The organism is Haloferax sp. Atlit-4N (assembly GCF_003383025.1).
GTDB lineage: Archaea > Halobacteriota > Halobacteria > Halobacteriales > Haloferacaceae > Haloferax > Haloferax gibbonsii.
In genome coordinates this window covers 648,190-665,545 of record NZ_PSYY01000001.1, presented here as the reverse complement: position 1 = coordinate 665,545, position 17,356 = coordinate 648,190, and the positions used below count along the sequence as shown (strand labels likewise).

The window sequence follows — 17,356 nt, the reverse complement described above, 5'->3', positions numbered from 1 at the left end:
ATGAATAACTATCTGGATAGTGATTCCGAACATCGGGTGGCCTACTTTCGAACAGGTGGTGTTCGGGGGAACCGCCGGTGCGCATTTCCTCACGCAACCGGTGCCGCTCGTCGTCGTCATCGTGGGGCTGATGATACTCACCGCAGTGATAAGTGGCTACGTCGTCCTGTTCGCGTGGCGGCGACGGCCGACGCCCGGTTCGACCGGGCTGGTCGCGTTCGGCCTCGCCAGCGGGTGGTGGTCGGCGGGCTACCTCTTCGAACTCATCGTCGACGACATGGCGCTCAAACTCACGCTCGCGAACCTCCAGTGGGTCGGCGTCCTCGCGGCCCCGCTCGCGTGGTTCCTGTTTTCGTTTTCCTACGCCGGGCGAGACCGCTACACCGCACCGGCGTCGCTCCTCGCGCTCTCTGCGCTCCCGCTCGCCAGCCTCGTCGCCGTGTGGACCAATCCCCTGCATCACCTGATGTGGGGCTCCGTGACCGTCGTCCCCGCCGTCGGGCGGACGATTACCGTCCTCCAGACCGACTGGGGGCCGCTGTACTGGGTCGTGTTGGGATACAGCTACCTGCTGTGGGTCGCCGGCTCGGCCGTCATCTTGCGGACGGCGCTCGACATGCCGACGATCTACCGACTGCAGGCCGCCACCCTCATCGTCGGGGCGCTGATGCCCGTCCTCGGCAACGCCGCCACGACGCTCCTCGAACTCTACGGCCCGGCCATCGACATGACTCCCGCGGCCTTCGCGTTCGCGGGACTCGCCTGTACCGTCGCCATCAGCCGCTACGAACTCCTCGAAGCCCGACCGGTCCCGCGGTGGGTCGCCCGCGAACGCGTGGTCGAGACGATGGCCGACGCGGTGCTCATCACCGACACGAAGTGGCGCGTCACCGACGTGAACCAGTCGGCCGCGCGGATTCTCGGCGACGACGACGCCGAACTCAAGGGGCGGCCCATCGGCGACGTTATCGAGGAGTTCTCGCCCGACCAGCGGGACACAGACCAAGTCACCGTCAGGCTCGGGTCGGGCCAGCGGTACTTCGAACTCCGGACGAGCGCCTTCACCGACCACCACGGCCGCGACATCGGCCACGCGCTCGTCTTCCGCGACGTGACCGACCGCCGGCTGAATCTCCAGCAACTCGAGGTGATGAACCGCGTCCTCCGACACAACCTCCGGACCGAGGCGAACCTCCTCGAAGGCTACGCGAACCTCGTCTTGGACGACATCGACGGCGGCGAACTCGACGACGCGCGGGACCACGCCCAAACCCTCCACGACCACGCGTCGACGCTCGTCAACATCAGCCAGAAAGCGCGGAAACTCGGCGTGGCCCGCGATAACGACGGGAGCGGCGACATCCGCCTGCTCCCCGCGGCCGTCCAGATACGGGCCGCCGCCGACGCCGTCCGAGCCGACTCCCCCGGTGCGAACATCCGGCTCTCGTCGCTTCCCGACCCCGAAATCGTCTGCGCGCCCACGCTCGAACCCATCGTTCGCGAACTCGTCGAGAACGGCGTCCAGCACAACCCGTCGTCGACGCCGGTCGTCTCCGTGACGGCGACCGCGGACGAACGCGAACTCGTGATTCGCGTCGAAGACGACGGCCCCGGCATCAACGCGAGCGAACTCGCCGCCATCGACGCCCACGGCGAGACGCAACTCAGACACGCCAGCGGCCTCGGGCTCTGGCTGGTGAAGTGGGGCGTCGACCAACTCGGCGGCACCGTCGCGTTCCACCCCCGCGAGGAGGGCGGGACCGAAGTGGTGCTTCGGATTCCCGCGTTGCGGGACGAATGAGGTGTTCAGCGACCGGAGAGATCTGTTATCGCAAGTTTGCCACACTCGTCTCAGACGGAATCGTCGACCGAATACAGCCGACACCCCTATCGGCTGTCATAAAATCACAGTACGGTTGCTCGCTAATCGTAAATATCAATTCTAAGCTTTTACTGAGAAATCGTTGTCAAATTGCATTCAAACCGTTGAAATAGAGGGTTTGTTAATATCATAATCGATAATGCTGCGTCAAATTTATAGCTAGCTATCGAGAAAGACGAGCGATAGTCTCCGAATTCTACCCATTCGGTGACAGTTCGGTGGCAGTCGCCATTCGAGCGCGGTGCAAGCCCGCCTACCCAAGAAGTATGACTCGACCATTCACTCGGGTCCGAAGAGCAGCAGCACGCGCTCGCTCTTCCACCCACGCGCACGCAGTACCGACGGTTAGACATCTCGCTCGACACGGGCTGGTTGGATTCGTCTTCCTCAGTCTCATTGCTGTCGACCCGGCACTCGCCCAAGAGAGCGTCATCTGTCAAACAGACCGACTCCCGACGATGATCTCTGGATTCTTCCAGCTCACGACGACGATTGGACTCATCGGACTCGTCGTCGTCTGGCAGGGGAACTCACTATCGGAGATTTTCACGCTCAGCCCAGACCAACGAGAGAAGATTAAGCGACACAAGCGAACCGCACTCAAGTCGACGCTCACACTCGTCTTACTCGGCCCGCTCTACACCGTCGCTGGAGGAACCATGGGTCTCCCGCTCGCGACGTGTATCGACCTCGTCCCCATCTAGCGGTCGCGTGAGGTCTCACACTTCGGTCCGTAGTGTGACATGCATACTCGCCGCCATTGCGCTCGTCGTGCTGGCTGGCGTTGGAGCAGCAGCAGCCGAGAACGACTCGCAACCGGCCCCGCACACAAATGCGACACGGTGGTCGGACGATGCGGATACCTGTCTCACAACAGACGGCTACCGCGAGCAGTACGGACGCGACCCCCGGCCAGCCGAGCTACTCGCAACGTGTACGGACTTCACCTACGAGACGCCGCCCAACGTAACGGCGGCGAACGAACGCCTTCGGCAGTCGATTACGCCGGGTGACGAAAGCACGTCCATCGGTCCATCGTCGGCCCCGACCGGTTCCAATGGCCGACTCCAAGACGTTCGGGTGTCGCTGCTGACGGTGTCGCCATCGACGCTCGTTCACGAGAATGCGACGACAACGCGGTACGTCCGGCCGACGGGGACCGTCCATGGCTATGTCGATTATCGAGTCGACACCAGCCCAGTCACGACCGGAAACACGACCGTCACTTGGCGACTGCAGTCCCATCGTGTCGAATCCGTCTCGCTTGCCACCAAGACCGACGTTGTCGCGACCGACTCGAACACACAGCAACCGACGTTCACCTACCAGCAGGTGCCGACGGGGCGAACGCAGTTCCGACTCACAGCAACCGTCACCGCTGCGTTCGAACGGACAGTCACGGTCACCGCAAACGGCACGCGCGAGACGACAAGTGAACTCATCACCGCGAACGTCACAGTCACCGACACACGAGACGTCGTCGTCACGCGGCCGGCGGCAACGACGGCCGTCCTCGCGACTCACGACGGGACTCGCAAAGTCCTCCTCTCGAACATGACGTCGTGGAGTCGGTACACGCTTTCGGGGACACCTGACCACGCGGTTCAGAACGTGTGGCGGTTCTACACCGCTGAAGAGCCGGCGTGGCAGACGCTCGACAAAGCGACTGCGACGACAACAGAGACGGTTCGGCCGACAGTCCGACCGCTCGTCGTGCATGCCGTTCCAACACGCCCGCGGCCAGCGCCGACCCATCCATGGGGCCCGGTACAGGTTGCAGAACGAACGGGCACGCAGCACGCACGCCCACAGCTCGACGACTCGAACCTCTCGATTGTACCGACGGCGTACCAGCACGTCGACAGCCTCCGGCTTCATCATCCGGCTGCGTCGTCGGTGACGCTCCACGGACTCGTTTTCGGCCCACCGACGACACGCTCGCTCCCAGCGACGCCACAGCGTGTGCGGAATGTCTCGCTCGAACTGACGACTGTATCACACTCCACCACGGACGCAACGCTTCGCGTAAGCCTCACAGACGAAGCAACTGGCGCACCGCTGTCGACCGAGATACCCGGACCGAACCACTCCGGTGGCACGGTCATCGTCGCTGGAACGCCTGTGTCGCTCAATGCGACCGGACAGGCGACACTCGTCGTTTCTGAACCCGGCGTCTATCGGGCGACGTACCGTCCAGCGACGTGGCGACCGGGACAGCGTGCCTATCGCTCCGCCGATGCGACGACCACGTGGCACCCTCTCACCACGTTCCGGGGCCTTACTGACGCGTTCTGGGAGCTGTCACAACTCCTCCTCGCCGCTGGTGGCGTGTTGTACGCCGCTCGCCAGCTTGGCCACCTCAGTTCTCCAAACACATGATACGACGCAGTATACAACCCGTTTCACCGTTGTACCGATCACGACCGCCAGCGAGGCGGTTGCCCACGAAGACCCACAGTCGAACCCGGAGGCGGCATGGCTGACTCGACGCTGTCTGAACTCGGCAGCGAGTGGTTTGCCGACATTCTCACAGCCGTCACCGGCTGGTTTCAACGCGGCATCACTGACGGCTACGAACAGTTGACTGCGGCCGCCTTCGGAACGCCAACTCCCCAAACGGAGAGCGTCCTTGGCATCGGTGTCCCGACGAACGAGCCGTGGCAGTCACTCCACGAGACGCTCGTCGCTGGGGAGACCACCTTCCTCGCGTTACTGCTCCTCGTGATGGCCGTTCAAGCGAGAAACACGATTCGGGTGTTCAATCTCGGAAATCCGTTGATTGCGAGAGCGACATCGCGGTCGGCATGGACAGGCGGTGTTCTCATCGTCTGCTGGTATTGGATTGCCGCAACATCGCTCACACTCGTTGACGCAGTCACCCTGCTATTGCTCCCCCCGGTGACGAGCGTCGGCACGTTGCTGTCCGACCTGCTGGTCGTGACGATTACGAACCCGATTCTCGCGTTCGGGCTCGGCGCGCTCGGCGCACTTGGGATGTGGGCCCTCCAAGCACTGTTTGTCGTTCGTGATCTCCTGTTGTTCGGGTACATCTTCGCGATGCCGTTCGGCCTCGCAGTCACGTACGCCAACCTCCCCGTCGTCTCGCGACTCACAGCGTCGCTGTGCAGACGATTCATCCCACTCCTGATTGTCCCCCTGCCGATTGCCCTGCTGTTTGGTGCGTACGACCTCATCCTCACGTCGTTCGCTAACTTCGGGCTGCTGCCAGCAAGCGCCTTTGCTCGGTATCTGCTCGCGACGTCGCTCCCGCTCGTGTCGGTCTACATTGCATGGCGACTCTTCCGCGATGTCATCCCGCGAACGACGCGGGCGGTACAGCGGACTGGGCGACTCGCTGCCACCGCTGGAACGGTTGTCGGTGCGGGCGTCGTCAGCGGCCCAGCCGGTGCCGCCTCGGTCGCGAAACTCGGCGCGCGGTCTGCAGCGGCCCGGGCCGTTGAAACCACACTCGAGCCGTCGTCACCACCGCCGACGGCGACACAACACGACCACGTCGCTTCTGACGCGAACGGCCAGCGCGGCGTCCCGACGTATCGCCGAACTGAGAACGACCCTGGATACTACTAATGTCACAAGACACACCTGCAGAACGACGACTCCTGAAAACGCTCGGCGAAGAGGTTCGGATTCCGATCCTCAATATCGAAGAGGGCGACCTCTACCCACTCGTTGGCTTTCCAATCGTCGGGGTCTTCATCGCTGGACTGACCGGTATCGATTCGCTCCTCTGGCCCCTCGGGCTTGGCGGGCTGTGTTGCGGGCTTCTCACCGTCTACGCGACGCCGTCACACCAAACGACGACCGCCTGGCTCGGCGACCTCGTCCACTACTATCTCGGCCGATCATCAGTGACGACCGCATACGCCGACACCGAAGCCGACGCGACTGGGAGCCAAACACAGACACTCGGTGAGTACAACCCCTTCGTCCCGACTGAGCAGACCCAAGACCTCACGAATATCGCCGCTGCGTGGCCTGGCGCAGGCGCGCTCGAACGAACTGACGGGACGATGGTCGGGATGGTCGAGCTCAATCCATCGAACATGGATTTCGCGATGTCTGGCGACTGGGCCCAACGACAACACGTCGCCGAGACGTTCGCAAACAACGAACTCGACTTTCCGCTCGTCCTCCATGCAACGACGCGTCCGTTTCCCGTCGACCGACTGATCGACCGCATCGATGACCGACTCACCGACGAAGATGTGACCGAGAGTCCGGCGTTCGAGCGGCTCCTCACCGAGTATCGCGAAACCCGACCCGAAGAGATGGCTGGCACACAGGAGATCTGCTATTATCTCGGCGTTGAAGTCGACCCGTTCGAAGTCTACAGCGACCTGCACGAGGAGGACACACCGCTAGAGCGACTGACAGCGCTCCCACTCGTGGGGGTGTTGCTCACGCCGTTCGTGACGCGCCGAGAGAGACTGACCGAAGCGGAGGTTCGGGCTCGTCTCTTTGACGCCGTCGACACACGGTGCCGCACACTTGAAACAGAACTCATCGGGAAGCAACGCGGTTGGGCAGCCCGACGGCTCTCAACGACAGAGCAGTTCCTGCTGTCAGTCGAGTTTTGGAATGGAGCCGTCCACGAGTACGGCGACCCGGAAGCGAGTATTCGAACGGCACCAGCGCTCGGACACAGCCAGCGGGAGGAGACCGATGTTTGAGACGCCGGTGCTCCCGTTCCAGTCGAATCTCACGTCGCTGTCGGCACCACTCCTGTGGGCCGTCGTTGGGAGTGGACTGGCGTTTCTGGCTGGCGTCGCGCTCACGGTCGGCTGGCGTCGGCTGAACCAACCGACTGCGGCGTTCGACCCAACTGCCGTCTTCGATGAGTCGGTGTTACAGCAAGCAGACGACGACCGTCAAATACTGGACGCAATTGACACCGCACACGCCTCGATGGCCGCGCCCGCCGCAATCGAGTGGGATACCCGCGCCGCACGTGTCGGTGACCAATGGACGACGACGCTCTATCTGGCGTCCTACCCCGATTATCCCAAAGACGGCTATCTGAACGAACTGTTCAATCTCACCGATATCGAGTTTGACTGTACGGTTCGCTTACAGCCGAAAAATCAAGCTCGCGCTCGCGACCAACTGCAGACGCTCGCCGATAACCTCCAAGTCGACGCGAAACTCGAACAGACTGTTCGTGGCTCGTATCTCCAGACGCGGGCTGACGAAGCCACCGCGACCTACACCGCCGTCGAAGAAGGCCAACACGTCTTCTCACAGGCGATGTTTCTGACCGTGCGTGGTGAGACCCGAGGCGAGCTTCGCGAGGCGGTTCGAACCGTCAAGCGACGCCTTCGCGACCATCCCGCAAACCTCACGCCGAAGACGGCGACCTGTGCACAGGACCGCGGACTCCAAGCAGCCGCGCCGCTCGGTCCCAACCCGTTCGACGAAGACGTAGTTGCCCTCGGCGGGGCCGTGGGAGCGTTGCTTGCGTCGCCACACAATCCAACGATTCTCGAACCCGATGGCGTCGAAGTCGGCATTCACCGACACAACGACAGCCCGGTCGTTATCGATGCGTTCGCCCGCGAAAACGGCTATGCGATGTTCACCGTCGGCGACCCCGGCTCCGGAAAGTCGTTCGGCGCAAAACAGAACTTCATCCGCTCGATTGCAAACTCGAAAGACCGCATCGGCATCATTCTCGAACCACTCAATAACTGGGCCGGCGTCGCCGAAGCGCTCAACGCCCACCGGATTACGGTGGGTGGCAAGATGGGACTCAACCCCCTCGAAATCAAACCGATACCGCCGCGCGTCCAGCGAACGCTCGGCGATGATGCCAGTCCGTTCAACGAGAAAATCGATAGTGTGCTGAGCTTCCTGACGAACTTCTTTTCGCTCCGTGGCATCCACCTCGGCGACCACCGAACGACCCTCGAGTTGGCCATCACCGAAGCGTATCACGAACAGGGGATCACCGACGACGTGGCGACGCATGACAACGAGAGCCCGACGATGCGTGACGTCCTCGACGTGCTGACGACGATGTCCGAGACGCCCGAAGACTTTGTCGTTCGCAGTCCTGTCGAGACGGCGAAGCTCGAAGCGGACGCAGCATGGCTCATCGACCAGCTGCGCCCGTTCGCGGCCGGTGGCCGCTACGAAAATCTCGGCCGGCCGACTGAGTTCGAGATACGCGACGAGAAGCTCATCTATCTCGACCTCGGCCAACAGGAGGGAACCGTCGGTGGCAGTACGAGCCTGCTCATGCAGTTGCTCATCGCCGCCGTCTACGAGCGGGCCAAAGAGACCGACAACGAGGTCGTCTTCGTCATCGACGAAGCCCGCTACATCATGCAGGACACAGAGAGCCTGTCGTTCCTCGAGACGGTGTTCCGACACCACCGTCACCACGACCTCTCGATTCGGCTCGTCACCCAGACCGTCGACGAGTTCTTCCAACATCCGGAGTCGGAAGCGATTCTCGACCAATGTGCCATCAAACAGTTCCACCATCTCGACGGGATGGACGAGACCTGGGCGAACGAGTTCGGCCTCAACTACGCACAGATGCGGTTCGTCCAAGACGCCGTCCCCGGCTCTGACCGACTCGGCTACTCACAAGCGCTCGTTGGACTCGACGGCGAGTGGCGCGGGATTGAGGTGCGGGCGATGCCCGACGAGACCGAGGTCATCGATTACGACCCCGGCGCACACGACCGAGTAGAGAGCCCACTCGCTGACGACTAACGGGGTTTTTTGGTACTAATCTACAGATGAACAAGGCGAGTGCCTCGGGGCTTGACCCCGAGGCGGTTCACGACTCATCGAACAAGAAGGCGCGACGCGAGGGACCCGGTATCGGCTCGTCGAGCCGTGGTCCTCGCAGGCTACGGCGCGGCGGCACCAACGTTGTTGTTCGAGTTGTTGAACGGAAGGTCAATTTCGAGACCGTCGTAGGCTAGTACGGGTTTCTTCGGGAGTCCGGGGCCACCGCCTTCGAAGTCGATCACACCGATGTCAGCCAGTTCAGTCAGATTCCGGTGAACCTGCTTGTAATCACGGTCAACCAATTCTGCGGCTTCGCGGATGCTGTCCGGCTCGTCCTCAGAGATCGCCTCTAACAGTTCGAGGTTCTTCGGACTGAGCAGCCGACTGAGTTCTGCGAACGAGTCGAAGTTCAGCACCGGCTGAGCGTCTTCGAGTTCCTCACCTGCCTGTGCCGCCTTGAGTCGCTGTCTCGTGCGTTCGTCGAGGTCGTTCCCCTCACCAACCGTCACTTTGAGCTTCGTCATGTCGTGGTCACCTGTCGCGATTTCTCACGTTTCCCAGTCCCAGGAGACGGATGACATCTCCTCGGCCTCTTCTTTGAATCGGTCGTAGAGCGTCAGCATCCCAGGGAAGTCGATGATCTTGACTTCAGACCCGGTATGTCGCTCATGACCCTTCGTCCGTTCGTGGGCGTTGTCGTACCGGAGGATGGTGTCCCCACCGAGGCTGCCGAGATGGAGACTGTAGTCCCACCCACTAGGATACTTATCAGCCTCCGTTTGGCGGATGGTTACATTGACGACGTATTCGTCTTTGACAGCCTTCCAATCTGCAATCGTGATGTAGGACGCCATCCGTCACCCTATGTTATTACCTCCATAGGAATAAGCCTATGGACCGAAATACATACCCTACACAGACAGCGCTGTATTCAGCACTCCGTCTGTGTCAACTTCCAAGAATTTCAGAGGGCCACTAACAGATAAACCACCTGCCGCCGATATCGTCGTATGACGCTCCAGGTCCGGACGATTGCGGTCGTCCTCCTCGTTTTCATCGCCGGCTGTACTGGTGCCGGTGGCCCCGCACTCGACACAGGAACAACTGCGTCGCCGACAGCAACGACCACGACAACACCGACTGCGACGACACAATCATCCCAGACTGTCACGTCGGTCAACGGCACACTTGAGGTTCATTTCATCAACGTCGGACAGTCAGTCAGTACACTCCTCGTCGCACCCAATGGTGAGACAATGCTGATCGACACCGGTGATTTCCGAGACGACGGTGAACACGTGCTTTCGTACCTCCAAGCACACGAGATCGATCGCATCGACTATCTCGTGACCTCCCATTCCGATGCGGACCACATCGGTGGGAACGCGGCTGTTATCGACTACTTCGAAACGCAGGCGGACGGTATCGGTGCGGTGTACGACCCCGGGATTACCTCCACCTCCCAGACGTACGAGGCGTATCTCGATGCCGTCGAACAACACGACGTGCCGCTCTACCGCACGCAGGCCGGTGACGAAATCCAAATGGGAGCGGTGACCTCACAGGTCCTGTCACCACCCGAGGGCTACCTCGCCAACGAAGATCGCAACGAGAACAGTATCGTCCTCATGACGCAGTTCGGGTCGACGCGCTTCCTGTTTACCGGCGACGCCGAACACGAAGCCGAAGAGTATCTCGTCGACACGTACGGTTCGCAGTTGCACGCGACGGTACTCAAAACGGGCCACCACGGCTCCGCTGGAAGTACCACCGCACCGTTCCTCGAGGCCGTCCAGCCACAGGTCGCCGTCGTCTCGAGCGCGTACGACTCCCAGTACGGCCACCCGAACGAAGAGACGCTGTCTCGACTCGCAGCGCAGTCCGTCCCGACGTACTGGACGGCAACGCACGGAACGATTGTCTTCGAAAGCGACGGCCAGCAAGTCACCGTGAGCACCCAACGCGATGCACCGACTGACCCGACACAACTCCGTGAGGGGACGGCAGTCGAACCGGGAACGACTGGCGACGTGTCGGCCCGGACGACGATTACGACCGACGGAACGGTCGCGACGCTCACGCCGGTCGCAACCGACGGTGGGACTGAAACTGAGACCGAGCCGACAACTGCGTCGCTTGTCGTCGCTGATGTTCACGCCGATGCTGCGGGGGCCGACACGGACAATCTGAACGACGAGTACATTGTCTTCGAGAACACCGGAAGCGAGACGCTCGATATCTCCGGGTGGACTGTCTCCGATGCCGCAGGTCGGACGTACACCTTCCCATCGGGGACGACACTTGACGCAAGTGCGACGATTACCCTCCACACCGGGACTGGCACGGATACGTCGACAGACTACTACTGGGGCTCTGGGTCGGCCATCTGGAACAACGGTGGCGATACCATCACCGTGACGGATAATACCGGTGCGGTCGTAGTTGAGGAGACATACTGATGATTCCAGACGGGACGTACACGGCGACAGTCGACCGATTCGAGGACGACCGCGCGGTGTTGCTCGTCGAAGCAGACGGTCAAGATATCGACCAACTCGTCGTCGACCGCGATGCGTTGCCGTGGCGAGCGAGAACCCAAAACGCAGTCCTGACGATTTCCGTCGTCGACGGCGCATACGACGGTGGTCGATACGAACCCGACGAAACCGAGGCGCGAACCGAGGCCGCCCAGTCACGCTTCGACCGCCTCTCGCGACGCCCGCCGGCTGCTGACAACGCAGACGACGAAGACGCCTAAGCAGACGGCTGTCGCCGTTTTGTCCACGAGTTGTGCGCTCGAGGAGGCCCAGTTACTACAGAACGACTGTCAGGGACAGCTAAACAGCAGTTCGACGTCCCAATCTTTGGAACTAACTCCTGTTCTGGTGACGGTCAGCGTCTTCCGCTCGTTTGGTTCGAGAACGCCAAACCCCTTCTTTGCGATAGTTGATGGCTCGAACCCTCCTTTCTCCCTGTAGAAAAAGACTTGTGCGGCAACTTGTATCGGGAAATCAACAACACTCGTCACGGTCAAATCTACACTCTCAATTTCTGTCGTCCCATTCGCGTATCCTTCCCACCGAGCTTTGATGAGCGATTCATCCTCAACTTTAGACGTATCACACGTGGGCGCTGCTTGGCCAGACTCGTCGCTCGTCTGTGTCGGCTCAGGGTCCGGGCTCACTGCTTCTGCCTCACTGTCTCCCCCGGTACAACCAGCCAGCCCACCGAGCAGCCCAGTAGTCGTTGCTGCGATGAATGCTCGCCGTTGATAACTGCAATTGTCCATAAGCGAGTATCATAATAATCGCTGATAACGCTATGGACTAAAATACTAAATTTGAGAATTTAGTAGGTCGTTCGCCCAACTCACGCCAGTGCTGTCAGTTCGACGTACCGCGCTCTGAGCGTTGGGACCGAGACGTCCGCGAGTGCGGCGAGTGCAGTCTGTGTGGGTCCCACATCGAACTCAGTTCCCGCGAGGTAGAGACACGCCGCCGCGACGCCAGCCGGGTTCCGCCCGTTTGTGATCCCTTCTTCGTCCGCACTCGTCGCGAGTTCGTACGCCCGCGACTGCACCCGCGAGGAGAGGTCGCTCTCGGAGCCGAGTCGAGTGACGTACGTCCGCGCGGTGACCACCTGTGCATCGATTCCTAACTCGCTGTTGAGCGCCCGGTAGCCCGTCTGGACTTGGTCACACGAACAGCGCGCGACGCTCGCGATTTCATCACGTGGGCGTGGGAGGCCACGACGACGACACGTCGCATACAGGCTCCCCGCGGCGATCATCTCGACTGACCGCCCCCGAATGAGGTCTGCGTCTTGGGCGCGTCGGTAGAGCTGACTCGCCTCTTCGATGAGACTCCACGGCAAGTCGAGTGCGCTTCCCATCCGGCTGATTTCACCGAGCGCGGTCGCGAGATTTCGCTCCGCTTTCGTCTCGAAGCGTGCCCGGCGATGTTCGCGCCGAAGTCGGTGAAGTTGTCGTCGCTTCTTGGCAGACACCGTCCGGCCGTTCGCATCGCGGTTGTAACCGATTTCCGCGGAGACTCCTCTGTCGTGTCGTGCTGGAGTGAGTTGGCCACCCGTTCGCGGAACTGAGTGTGGGTCCTCGTCGAACACACGCGGGCCGTGGGTGTGGTCGAAATAGTACTGGTCGACGATGAGCCCACACGCCTCGCAAGCCGTTTCACCGCCGTCTGTCGCGAGTCGCCCGTCACATTCGGGACACTCGCTAGCATCGATGGATTTCCCGCACGATTCGTCGAAGGTTCGGTTGTAGATTTCTCTCAGAGACATGGGTGTCGGTCGTGAGATGGCCTGGTTCGCCACCCCGCACCCCGTTGGGGGGAATAAAATTGGCTGGCGGTGCGCTCCGGGTTGGAGCGTGTCGTCGTCGCGTTGCCCGCGACCTACACCGACTGAGACGGACAGTCCTGTTCGAACCCGGACGGCTCATGCCGTTCTTCGCCGCACTGGACACAGCGCCAGACGCGCCGCCGACCCTGGTCGAACTGCGCGAGTGTTTCGAGCGACGGTGTGTCGTCGTCCCACTCGGTGACGACGAGAATCTCGTGTCCGGTCGGTGTTCGTTCGGCGATGCCGCTGTCGTGGTTGGTATCGTTCGTTGCCATCAGAAGTGCGAGGTGAGTTCCCCCGCACCCCTCAGGGGGCGATACAATTCACCGCGATTGCCTGAACGCGCTCGTCTCTCGTCGCGACTCTCGTTCACACCGCGCGAAGCGGCCGTCCGGCTGCGGCAGGATGCGCGTCCGGAGTTCGAACAACACCCGCCTCAGGTGCTTGCACTCGACACCGCGTTTCTGGTGGTCCGGACAGCTACAGGTGCCAGCCGCAATATCGACCTCGTAGGTGTTCCCGCTTGAGGAGTCGACTTCGTAGCGCGGGCCGACGGTCCCGAATCGGACGGTCATCGATTCGGTGAGTGCTTTCCACGTCCGCGAATCTTCGACCGCGTAGCCGCCGTCACTCACGAGCGGGCGGCCCGGTGTCGCGCGACACGGCTCGCGGAACTCGTCGCGCCGATTCCGCTCGTGGCCACAGTTCCGACAGCGCCAAAAGCGCGTTCGGTAGCCGTCGCCGTCGGACAGTTCGATGTCGTAGTCAGTTGGCTTGCTTCCTGGCAGCCACTCCGTCACGCGGACGAGGTCGTGACCGCGGTGGGTCGATGTCGATACAGACTGTCTGGTGGGTGGTCGGGTCGTAGTCATTGGCACGGCGAGCGCTCGTGGTGAGCCCCCGCACCCTGTGTGGGGGCGATAAAATTGCTCGGCGGTCGCTCACGCCCATCGGGCCAGCGACGTCTCGGTGGTCTCCGCGAGCGCTCGTTCGATGCGTGCTTTGGTCCACCCACACGGAGCGAGCACGCTCGTTGCCGCCCGAATCAACGCCGTCGCGTAGAACTCAGCGTCGTACGTTGACGGCGCTTCTTCGCGGAGCGCAACGCGTTCACGTCCCTGCTTGTCGTCGTCGACGACAACGTATTCGACCGTGCTTCCTGCAGGCTGTGTGTCGTCATACAGTCCGTCGGCTCGCCGCAGCACCGCAACCGTTTGCGTCGCCTGGTCGTACTCGGTAAGCGGCTTCGACGTTCGCGTGGTGATCACGAGGTCCGAGGGATCGACACGGCCCGCGTGCAACGCATCGATGTGAGCGGCCAGTTTGTCGATGACCGGCCCAGGCTCGTGGTACTGGTCGAACGTCCGAATGAGTTCTTTCTGAGCGCTCCCAACGAAGGGCGGAGTACTCCGTTGGCGACACTCGATGCCTCGGTATTTGTACGCCGACCCAGCCGCTGTTGGCTCCGCGTATTTGCCGAAGTATTTGGTGAGGGCACCCTCCGTAGAGTCACGCTTCGGAACGAACGCAACCCAGTCGAACGCGCCCTCGTACTCTAAGCGAATACCGACATCATCTGTCACCGTTCGGCAGACCTCGGTGAGTGGTCGCTGGTCGTGGTTGGGAGCAGGCGTCACCCACAGACTATCGACGAGGCCGTGGACGACGTCCCAGCCAGCCGCTTCCAACTGATCTTTCGCATCGAGGAGAATCGACCGCGCGAACGCGTTGATCGCCTCGTGGCATTCGATGCGCCCGAACTTCGCGTTCGAAAATCCCTGATACCCAAAACACGAGACGAGAATCCATTTGAGCGCGGCCGACTCTCCCTCGAGGCGCGCACGCTCTGTTGGGTCGGTTGTTTCTTCGAGTTGGTCTTTGATCGCATCGCGGTCCGAGACGAGCGGGTCGAGTACGTCAGGGAGATAGCCGCCCCGGTCACAGATTGAGTACCCAAGCTCGGGCACGTCGGCAGTCGAACAGCAGTCACACCGCACCGTCTCCGGGCTGATGTTGCGGGTGATGATGATGTTCGGATACAGACTCGAAAAGTCAACTTCGTGAACGTCGGTGTGGACGCCAACGTCCGGGGTGAAAGTAAAGCCACCACGGTCGGCGGTGTACAGCGATCCCATCGTCTTCCACGATTCGGGACGCCACGCCCGCCATTGCACGAGCACGTCCCGACGCTGTGCGGCTCGAATCTGGATTGCGGTCAGCACGTTTCCGATAGAGGCCCACGCCTGTTCTTGGAGTGGTTTGCGTGACCGCTCAACGAGGTCGAGACAGCCAGCCAGATTCGTCTCTCGGAGGAAAAACGAGGCCGATCGATTGATGACGACGCGGCCGGGGACGTTGTAGCGCGCTGGCGAGTGGCCGACCTGTCCGTAGGAGTGATACGTCGACTCGCCAGCGAGTGTCTGATACGTCGCGGCGTGCGGGCCACGACCGAGTTCCAGCGTGTGTCCTTCGTCGCGTGCCGCCGCGAACAGTCGTGGAATGACCGAAGCCGCGTTGACAAACAGTACGTCTGGATCACACTCGGCGACGCGCGTCGCCACCGCGTCGACCACCGCCGCCTGCGACCCGCGAACCGCCTCGCCGTCAATCGTCACTCTCGTTAGCTCCTCGTCAGCCGCGCGCGCTCGCGGCAGGCTCAGCTCGACCGTTGTGAGTCGCGTCGTCGGCGTCGGGTCGGTGTTGGTTTCGAGGCAGTACCGGAACTCTGGAGAGAAATCAACGTTGTAACACCGAAGTTCGTCCGGGAGCGCGACCTGATTGGTTTGGCGGGCGAGCGTCGGCACCGCCTCGGCTGCGGTGGCCTCGATCATCGTCACCGGCTCGGGCGACTCGCCGAACCCCGGCCGCCGCTCGACCGTCTTCACAGTGGCAACCGATGGATGTGGTTCGAGTGCGCGTTCGTACGCGGCTCGCGTCTCGCGTGCCCCACGAACGTAGAACCGCGGCCGATACGTCGAATCGATATCGTACGTTGCGGTTCCGGTGTCGCCTGCGGGTGTCCAGCGATACACGTCGCCGTCGATGAAGTCGAACGTGTACCACATCGTCACTCTCGGTCGTCCGGGGGTGACCACGCCGCCTGGTCGGCCACGTCCAGTTCGTCGTAGAGGTCTTCGAGCGCCCGCTGGTGCGCCAAGAGCATCGAGAGAAACACCGCGTCCATCGGCTCCTGTGGGTTCTGATATCCTGCTGCGTCCGCGTATCGCGTTGCATTGCCCCACAAGCGGCTGTATGGGCCCGTGTCCTGGCGTCGAAGCGCGCGCTCGAAGTCGTCCCACTCATGTTCGAGTCGCCGCAACAGGTCGCGATAGGTCGGACTACTGCGTCCCATCGATCATCACCCCGCTTGGCGTCGCTGGTTCGACGGCCATGTCCGAGGCAGTCGCACGATGCGCTAAGACGTCACGCCAGAACGCGAGCGTCGTCTGCATGCCGGTCGCATCGGGATAGACGAGTGTCTCGAAGTCTGGACCGCGGAACCGCGGGCCGAACCGCGTCTGCTCGCAGTAGAGCGTCGATGGCACGGCCCTAGCAACGATTTCCGCGTACGGACTCGTCTCGGGACGGCCGAGGTGCGTCGCAAGCAGACTGGCGTCTGACTCCCGAGCGACTCGCTTGAGTGCGGCGACCGCCCGCGACAAGAGTGGCTTCCCGACCGCGTCGGCAACCTCGTCTGTATCGTAGAGTGCGTCGAGGCCGGGACAGACGACGAGTGATGGGTCGATGTCGCTCTCTGCAACCGTCGCCTGGAGCGTCGTCGCTAACTCCGCGTGCTGGTACGGCGTGAACGCCCGGGCGACGTGGATGCGGTTGAGGAGTCGGCGGCTCGGCGAGAGTCGCGTCAGCGATGCCGCATTCGCGTGATTGGCGGCGTCAAGCCACAACACGTCACCACCGGTGGTGAGGGTGTGGTCCAAGACGAGCGCCTGTAGAATCTGCACGGGCCGCGACTCGTTTTCGACGACGAGTCGGTGGACGTCTTGGTCGAATGTCGGCAGTTCAGGTGGGGACGACTTACGGGTTGCCTGCGCCGTCTCAGTCGCCGACTCGCGGCGACGCTGTTGAAACTGGTGTGGTCGCATACCTTGTTGTTCGCTCAGGAGTCCGATAAGCGAACTCGGGTCGGTACACGAGTTCACGAAACCCCGATGGTCGTGGTCAGAATCGCATGACTGCAGCAACCCATGTTTCGTGCAATTCGTGACCTGCACGAATCAATACGAGGGAGTCTGTTGAAATCGTTGGTCGGTGCTAGGTTGGTGGCGTCATACTGGAGCGAGAGGTATAGTCAGCAACCACAACAGTTTGTTTCGATAGAAATCAGATGGAATAGCC

17 protein-coding genes are annotated in these 17,356 nt (G+C 61.8%); 8 read left to right on the top strand and 9 right to left on the bottom strand.

Features of this window, described 5'->3' with window-relative positions:
• Positions 1-19: 19 nt before the first annotated feature.
• The 6 genes from C5C07_RS03505 to C5C07_RS03485 all read left to right on the top strand — a co-directional run bounded on the left by C5C07_RS03505 (position 20) and on the right by C5C07_RS03485 (position 8,620).
• Complete coding sequence (locus tag C5C07_RS03505) at positions 20-1,801, top strand: histidine kinase N-terminal 7TM domain-containing protein (protein WP_049904958.1); 1,782 nt, start codon at positions 20-22, stop codon at positions 1,799-1,801.
• A gap of 539 nt (positions 1,802-2,340) precedes the next feature.
• Positions 2,341-2,586 carry a hypothetical protein gene (locus C5C07_RS03500; protein ID WP_004973027.1) on the top strand — a complete coding sequence of 82 codons (246 nt, stop codon included), beginning with the start codon at positions 2,341-2,343 and terminating at the stop codon, positions 2,584-2,586.
• 34 nt (positions 2,587-2,620) lie between these two features.
• Positions 2,621-4,261: a hypothetical protein gene (locus C5C07_RS21015; RefSeq protein ID WP_147302006.1), complete on the top strand. Its 1,641-nt coding sequence runs from the start codon at positions 2,621-2,623 to the stop codon at positions 4,259-4,261.
• Positions 4,262-4,357: 96 nt separating this feature from the next.
• Positions 4,358-5,470, top strand: a complete 1,113-nt coding sequence (locus C5C07_RS03495; protein WP_115804562.1) for a hypothetical protein — start codon at positions 4,358-4,360, stop codon at positions 5,468-5,470.
• Entirely contained in the window at positions 5,470-6,573 is a 1,104-nt protein-coding gene (locus C5C07_RS03490; RefSeq protein WP_115804561.1) for a hypothetical protein, read from the top strand. Before C5C07_RS03495 ends, C5C07_RS03490 begins: the two co-directional genes overlap by 1 nt.
• Complete coding sequence (locus tag C5C07_RS03485; RefSeq protein ID WP_233510275.1) at positions 6,566-8,620, top strand: VirB4 family type IV secretion system protein; 2,055 nt, start codon at positions 6,566-6,568, stop codon at positions 8,618-8,620. The genes C5C07_RS03490 and C5C07_RS03485 overlap by 8 nt, the downstream gene beginning before the upstream one ends.
• Before the next feature lie 140 nt (positions 8,621-8,760).
• Here the strand turns inward: C5C07_RS03485 and C5C07_RS03480 are convergent, their stop codons facing one another.
• Positions 8,761-9,165 carry a transcriptional regulator gene (locus C5C07_RS03480; RefSeq protein ID WP_115804559.1) on the bottom strand — a complete coding sequence of 135 codons (405 nt, stop codon included), beginning with the start codon at positions 9,163-9,165 and terminating at the stop codon, positions 8,761-8,763.
• A 24-nt stretch (positions 9,166-9,189) separates the two neighbouring features.
• On the bottom strand, positions 9,190-9,495 hold the full coding sequence (locus C5C07_RS03475; protein ID WP_004973038.1) for a DUF6516 family protein: 306 nt from the start codon (positions 9,493-9,495) through the stop codon (positions 9,190-9,192).
• A gap of 156 nt (positions 9,496-9,651) precedes the next feature.
• Here C5C07_RS03475 and C5C07_RS03470 point away from each other — a divergent pair, with 156 nt between their 5' ends.
• Both C5C07_RS03470 and C5C07_RS03465 read left to right on the top strand, forming a co-directional pair.
• Positions 9,652-11,100: a lamin tail domain-containing protein gene (locus tag C5C07_RS03470; RefSeq protein WP_115804558.1), complete on the top strand. Its 1,449-nt coding sequence runs from the start codon at positions 9,652-9,654 to the stop codon at positions 11,098-11,100.
• On the top strand, positions 11,100-11,399 hold the full coding sequence (locus C5C07_RS03465; RefSeq protein ID WP_115804557.1) for a DUF3006 domain-containing protein: 300 nt from the start codon (positions 11,100-11,102) through the stop codon (positions 11,397-11,399). The genes C5C07_RS03470 and C5C07_RS03465 overlap by 1 nt, the downstream gene beginning before the upstream one ends.
• 69 nt (positions 11,400-11,468) lie before the next feature.
• On the opposite strand, the gene C5C07_RS21010 is transcribed toward C5C07_RS03465, so the two are convergent.
• From C5C07_RS21010 to C5C07_RS03435, 7 genes are all read right to left on the bottom strand, one after another.
• Positions 11,469-11,930, bottom strand: coding sequence for a hypothetical protein (locus C5C07_RS21010; RefSeq protein ID WP_147302005.1), 462 nt, complete (start codon positions 11,928-11,930; stop codon positions 11,469-11,471).
• Between the two features lie 80 nt (positions 11,931-12,010).
• Positions 12,011-12,763: a transcription initiation factor IIB family protein gene (locus C5C07_RS03460; RefSeq protein WP_233510273.1), complete on the bottom strand. Its 753-nt coding sequence runs from the start codon at positions 12,761-12,763 to the stop codon at positions 12,011-12,013.
• Between the two features lie 290 nt (positions 12,764-13,053).
• The gene (locus C5C07_RS03455) at positions 13,054-13,275 is read right to left on the bottom strand and encodes a hypothetical protein (RefSeq protein WP_004973044.1); all 222 of its coding nucleotides are present in this window, start codon (positions 13,273-13,275) and stop codon (positions 13,054-13,056) included.
• Between the two features lie 48 nt (positions 13,276-13,323).
• Complete coding sequence (locus C5C07_RS03450; RefSeq protein ID WP_233510271.1) at positions 13,324-13,872, bottom strand: SWIM zinc finger family protein; 549 nt, start codon at positions 13,870-13,872, stop codon at positions 13,324-13,326.
• Positions 13,873-13,941: 69 nt separating this feature from the next.
• Complete coding sequence (locus tag C5C07_RS03445) at positions 13,942-16,065, bottom strand: type B DNA-directed DNA polymerase (protein ID WP_115804555.1); 2,124 nt, start codon at positions 16,063-16,065, stop codon at positions 13,942-13,944.
• A gap of 2 nt (positions 16,066-16,067) precedes the next feature.
• On the bottom strand, positions 16,068-16,352 hold the full coding sequence (locus C5C07_RS03440) for a hypothetical protein (protein ID WP_042664242.1): 285 nt from the start codon (positions 16,350-16,352) through the stop codon (positions 16,068-16,070).
• On the bottom strand, positions 16,339-17,103 hold the full coding sequence (locus C5C07_RS03435; RefSeq protein WP_115804554.1) for a hypothetical protein: 765 nt from the start codon (positions 17,101-17,103) through the stop codon (positions 16,339-16,341). Before C5C07_RS03435 ends, C5C07_RS03440 begins: the two co-directional genes overlap by 14 nt.
• Between the last annotated feature and the right edge of the window lie 253 nt (positions 17,104-17,356).